General features: G+C 59.3%; 2 protein-coding genes. One reads left to right on the forward strand and one right to left on the reverse strand.

The window, feature by feature from the left end:
• The first annotated feature begins 32 nt into the window (after positions 1-32).
• Positions 33-617, forward strand: coding sequence for a hypothetical protein (locus AC07YV_RS06875; RefSeq protein ID WP_102698824.1), 585 nt, complete (start codon positions 33-35; stop codon positions 615-617).
• 84 nt (positions 618-701) lie between these two features.
• Here the strand turns inward: AC07YV_RS06875 and AC07YV_RS06880 are convergent, their stop codons facing one another.
• Positions 702-5,597: an NAD-glutamate dehydrogenase gene (locus AC07YV_RS06880; protein ID WP_102698823.1), complete on the reverse strand. Its 4,896-nt coding sequence runs from the start codon at positions 5,595-5,597 to the stop codon at positions 702-704.
• Between the last annotated feature and the right edge of the window lie 654 nt (positions 5,598-6,251).

The following is a 6,251-nucleotide window of genomic DNA, read 5'->3' on the forward strand; positions in this document are numbered from 1 at the left end:
TCACTTTCAAACTTGAAATAATGGAATTATATATGAGCAAAGACGAGGAAAGATCCTTCATGGCGCGCCTGACCTGTGAAGGGATCAGCATGACTTTTTTCGAAAAGGTATTAAGCGATTGGCATTTTCAGCAAGACGACGAAGATGGCCCGCACAAACACTTGATTACGACCGCTGAAGTCTACATCGATGACTTACAGAGAATGGTAAATTTGGCCGTCACCTCAAAAAACAAAAACAGCATAGGGATAGTGGTTCATTTCAGGTGCTACGACGACTATTACAACCTGCAAATTTTAAGCGCCCCCTACTACAACAAGTACTTCAGCAAGAGCAGCCAAGGTTTCCTCGGAGCGCTTCCGGCGGCGGAAGGTGCTACGACTTCTTTTAACTTGCTGAATGACAATTTCAAGATTGTCACGCTTGATGATTTCAACAGCGATAACCAAACAGTTTACTTACAGGCACGCAATGCAGGCGTCATCAAAAAAACCCTATGGGGTGGGCAAGTGAACCGTTATTGCTTCCACGACCAAATAGGTCATCAGGTTTTGTTCAAACTGCAAATTCTTGAAAGAAATGTGGCCACCCCTCAAAGCACTACGCCTTACACTTGAAAAAACACTGTCTGGTGATTTGACCCATTAAAACAAAAAAAGCCCCGCATCTTTCGATGCGGGGCTTTTTCATTCAACGCCTGATCAGGCCGCCGGTTCCAGCTCGGCGGCGACAGCGGCAGGCACTACCGTTTGACCGCTCAACGCCAGGTCCAGCAATTCGCGGTTGGCCACCGCGTACATGGCGTAGTCTGTGCCGCTGGCGGCACGGATTTCCACCAGCATCGCGCGCCAGCGTTCGATCATGCCTTCGTGCTGCGCCATCCACAGGGAAAGCCGTGTTTCCACGTCCTGGGTGCCGTCGCCCTGTTGCAGGACCGAGATGGTGATCGCGCGTTGCTGCCAGTCGACGTCATCGCGGAACGCTTCACGGGCCAGGGCTTGCCAGTTGTTTTCAACCGGCAGAGCGCTGATCTGTTGCATGTACCAGGTGATGTCCAGCGCGCTGCCCACGGCGAAGTACGCCTTGGCCACCTCAGCCGGATCCTGGCCGGTCACGTCGGAAGCCTCGATGATCGGCAGCAGGGTATACAGGTGCGAGGTGCCAGCCACCATACGCGCCAGCAGCTCTGGCACACCGGCTTCGACGAAGGCCTGATAACGACGCTGCCAGGTTTCACGGATCTCGCCACTGAGCAACTCGTCGAGCTTCAGGCCCAACTCTTTCAAATGCGGACCAAAGTGCGCGACGTCACGGGCAGCATTCTGCTCGTTGCGACGGGCACGCAGGAACCAGCGCGTAGCGCGACGGCCCAGGCGCATCAGCTCGTCCATCAGCTCCAGTTGAACGTCGGCCGAAACCTGGTAATCCAGGTTTTCGATCTGACGGAACCAGTGCGGGAGATGGAAAATGTCACGCACGATCACGTAGGCGCCGGCCACGTTCGCCGGGCTCATGCCGGTCGACTCTTTGAGTCGTTGAACGAAGGTGATGCCCATGTGGTTGACCAGGTCGTTGGCGATCTGGGTGCTGACGATTTCTCGCTTCAGGCGGTGACGGCGCATGGCCACGGAGAACTTGCTCACCAGGGTTGGCGGGAAAGCGGTTTCCATGTCGCGGGTCAGGTAGTCGTCGTCCGGCACCAGGGAGCCCAGCAGCTGCTCCTTGAGGTCGATCTTGCTGTAGGAGATCAGCACCGACAGCTCGGCACGGGTCAGGCCATGGCCTTGCGCGACACGCTCGTTGATCGCCTCTTCCGACGGCAGGAACTCGATGGCACGATCCAGCTTGCCGCGGCCTTCCAGGTCGTTCATCAGGCGCTTGTATTCGGCAATCCGCGGCAAGGCGCGACGGGCTGCCAGGGACAGGGCCTGGGTCTGCTTGTAGTTGTTGCCCAGCACCAGGCCACCGACTTCGTCGGTCATGCTCGCCAGCAACTGGTTACGTTGCTTGTCGGTCATGTCGCCGGCCTGAACCACTTCGTTCAGCAGGATCTTGATGTTCACTTCGTGGTCGGAGCAGTCCACGCCACCGGCGTTGTCGATGAAGTCGGTGTTGGAACCGCCGCCATTGAGGCCAAACTCCACACGACCCAGTTGGGTCATGCCCAGGTTACCGCCCTCGCCCACGACTTTGCAGCGCAGTTCGTTGCCGTTCACGCGCAGTGCATCGTTGGCCTTGTCGCCGACATCGGCGTGGCTTTCGCTGCTGGCCTTGACGTAGGTACCGATACCGCCGTTCCACAGCAGATCCACCGGCGCCTTGAGCAAGGCGTTCAGCAGTTCGGTCGGGGTCAGCTTGTCGGCCTCGATGTCGAAGCGCTCTTTCATCTGCTCGGAAATCGCGATGCTCTTCGCGCTGCGCGAGAAGATACCGCCGCCTTCGGACATGATGCTGGTGTCGTAGTCCGACCAGGCCGAACGCGGCAGGTCGAACAGGCGCTGACGCTCGGCGAAGCTCGACGCCGGTTCAGGGTTCGGATCGATGAAGATGTGCAGGTGGTTGAACGCCGCGACCAGCTTCAGCTTGTCGGACATCAGCAAGCCGTTGCCGAACACGTCACCGGCCATGTCGCCGACACCGACCACGGTGATGCTGTCTTCCTGGACATTGATGCCGCGCTCGCGGAAGTGGCGCTGTACGCCGACCCACGCGCCCTTGGCGGTGATGCCCATCTTCTTGTGGTCGTAACCGGCCGAGCCGCCGGACGCAAACGCGTCACCCAGCCAGAAGCCGTAGTCGATGGCAATGCCGTTGGCGATGTCGGAGAAGGTCGCGGTGCCTTTGTCCGCCGCCACGACCAGGTACGGGTCATCGTCGTCATGACGCACGACGTTGGCCGGTGGTACCAGTGCGCCGTCCTTCAGGTTGTCGGTGATGTCCAACAGACCCGAAATGAAGATGCGGTAGCAGGCGATGCCCTCGGCCGCGATCTCGTCACGGCTGCCGCCCAGTGGCAGGCGACGCGGCAGGAAGCCGCCCTTCGCACCCACCGGCACGATCACCGAGTTCTTCACTTGCTGGGCTTTTACCAGGCCCAGCACTTCGGTACGGAAGTCTTCTTCACGGTCGGACCAGCGCAGGCCGCCACGGGCAACGTTGCCGAAGCGCAGGTGCACGCCTTCGACGCGCGGCGAGTACACGAAGATTTCGAACTTCGGTACCGGCTTGGGCAGCTCGGGAATCAAGTGCGGGTTGAACTTGAAGCTGAAGTACGACTTGTTATGGCCGTTGGCATCGGTCTGGTAGAAGTTGGTGCGCAGGGTGGCCTTGATCAGGTCCAGGTAGCGACGCAGGATGCGGTCTTCGTTCAGCACCTGGACGTCGTCCAGAGCACTGAGAATCGCGTGTTCCAGACGCTGTTGCTTATCGTCCAGGTCATCGCTGGTCAGCTTGCGCGCCAGGTAGAAACGGGTCTTGAACAACCGGGTCAGCTCGCGGGCGATGTCGGTGTGGTTGTTCAGGGTGCTGGCGATGTAACCCAGGTCGAAGCCCAGGCGGATCTGCTTCAGGTAACGCGCGTAGGCGCGCAGCAGCGCCACGTCACGCCATGGCAGGCCGGCGGTCAGTACCAGACGGTTGAATGCGTCGTTCTCGGCATCGCCACGCACGATGTGGACGAACGCGTCCTGCAGCGTGTCGTTGAGCTGCTGGATGTCGAGTTCCAGGCCTTCGGCGGCAGTGAACGCGAAGTCATGAATCCAGAATTCGCGGCCATTGCTGTGACGCAGGTGATACGGGAACTCGCCCAGCACGCGCAGGCCGAGGTTTTCCAGGATCGGCAGGACGTCGGACAGTGCCAGCGGCGTATCGGCGTGGTACAGCTTGCAATGCAACTGGCGCTGACCGGCGACCTGGCCCAGCGGCTGATAGAAGCTCATCACCAGCGGGTTTTTGTCGCTCAGGCTCAACAGATGCTGCATGTCGACCACCGCGGAATGCGCGGCGAAACGCTCGCGGTAACCGGCCGGGAAGCCTTTCGGGAAATCGGCCAGCACGTTGGTGCCCTGGGCTTCACCGAAGCTCTCGACGGTCAGTGCGGCGTAGTCGTCCTGCCAGCTGCGGCAGGCCTGCACCACTTCTTTTTCCAGCAGCAGCGGGTCGATGTCGAGGCGGTTTTTCGGGTCGACGCGCAGGATCAGCTGCACGCGGGCCAGTACGGACTCGGAGAAGAAGGTCCAGAACTCGCAGTCGGTGGCTTTCAGGCGATCCATCAGCACTTGCTGGATCTTCTGGCGCACTTCGGTGGAGTAGATGTCGCGCGGCACGTAGGCCAGGCAGTAGCAGAAGCGGCCGTACGGGTCTTTGCGCAGGAACACGCGAATCTTGTTGCGTTCCTGGATCTGCACGATCGACATCACGGTGCTGAACAGCTCGTCCACCGGGGTCTGGAACAGATCGTCGCGCGGCAGCACTTCGAGCACCTGCGCCAGTTCCTTGCCCAGGTGAGCCTTGGCCTGGAAGCCGGAGCGGTGTTCGATTTCCTCGACCTTGCGGCGGATGTACGGGATCACCCGCACGCTCTCGCCATACACCGACGAGGTGTACAGGCCCATGAAACGGCATTCCTTGATGACCTTGCCGTTGGCGTCGATTTCGCGGATCGACACGTAGTCCGGGTAAGCCGGGCGGTGTACACGGCTTGGGTGCGCGGCCTTGGCGAACGACAGCAGGGTCGGTTCGCGCAGGTAGTTCACGGCGTAGTCTTCGATGCGCAGGTCATCGTAGGTCAGGCCGGCACGCAGCAGCTTGGTCAGGCCGAGGAAGGAGTCCTTGTCGTAGACGATATGGCCGCCATCGGCTTCGTCGCTGACCACGAACTCTTCGTAGCCGAGGAAGGTGAAGTGGTTGCCCACCAGCCATTCCAGGAAGCTCTTGATTTCGTTCTTCTCGTCGCCATCGACGGCGAACTGGCTGTTGTCCAGCTTGGTCAGGATCTCTTGGACCTTGGCCTTCATCGGCTCGAAATCACCGACGGCCACGCGGACTTCACCGAGCACCTGCTCCAGCTCTTTGCTCAGCACATTGAGCTCGGCGGTGTTGGCGCAGCGGTCGATTTCCAGGTACATCAGCGACTCTTGCTGAATGTCGTCGCCCTGGGTGCCTTTAGGCAGGATTTCCAGCAGCTCGCCCTTGCTGCCACGACGCACGCTCAGCACGGTGGTTTGCAAGGTATGGATGCTGTAGCCGCGGCGGTTCAGCTCGGTACGCACCGAGTCCACCAGGAATGGCAGGTCGTGGTGCAGCACTTCGACCGCCGTGTGGGTCGACTGCCAGCCGTGGCGTTCGTAATCGGGGTTGAAGACGCGCACTTGCGGTTGCGCGTGATCGAAGCGCTCAAGCAGGCGCCATGCAGAAAGGGTGCAGCCAGCAAGGTCGGACAACCGACGCTGGGTCAGCTCGTCAAGGGAAATGATGCCGAAGAATTGTTCAGCGAACAGCGCCACTTGTGGCAGTGCCTGTTCACTGATGTGCTGCGCCAGTGCCGCTTGCAGTTGGTGCTGGAAGTCGGCTTTGCTGGCTGCGGTGAAGAACGCCATCTGTGGTACTCCGCTTGGGCTTGTTATTGATGGAAGCGTCGCGCAAAACCCCTTTCGGGGCTACGTTTCAAAGCTAGCCGTCACCCGGTTCCTGATTCTCGGGCAGAGGAAACAGGGTGACAGGTGGGTGAAGCTGGACGAGACGCTCAGGTCACATTCACCTTCCGTGAATGGGCATCTGCAAAAACGACTGGCCACGGATTGCTCCAATGTCTTTACAGGTATCCATTGGTTGCGCAGCTTAACCAGTGCGGCAAGGCCCGTGCTTGCGGTGCTGCGACATATTCGGTCATCGGCACGCTGCTCAAGGCATGCGCATCGAACAACACTAGCAGCCGTGTCGAAAAAAGGCGGTTTTCTGTCCGGTTTTACGGTACATGCGTACCAGAAATGACCGGTAACACACTGAGTGTTCGGCGCGCGGCCTTGGACGCTCGGGTGAGCAGAGGCTTTTTTTGGGGGAGTTCGGTAGGCGTGTTTGCCGTTCGCCTACCGTGAGAAAGCCCGTTGTGGAGAGGCTCGACAACGGGCTTTTCAGTACCTCTGAAAAGACAAAACCCCAACTGCTTTCGCAATTGGGGTTTCGGAATTTAATCTTGACGATGACCTACTCTCACATGGGGAAACCCCACACTACCATCGGCGATGCATCGT

The organism is Pseudomonas sp. GW456-E7 (genome assembly GCF_059424105.1).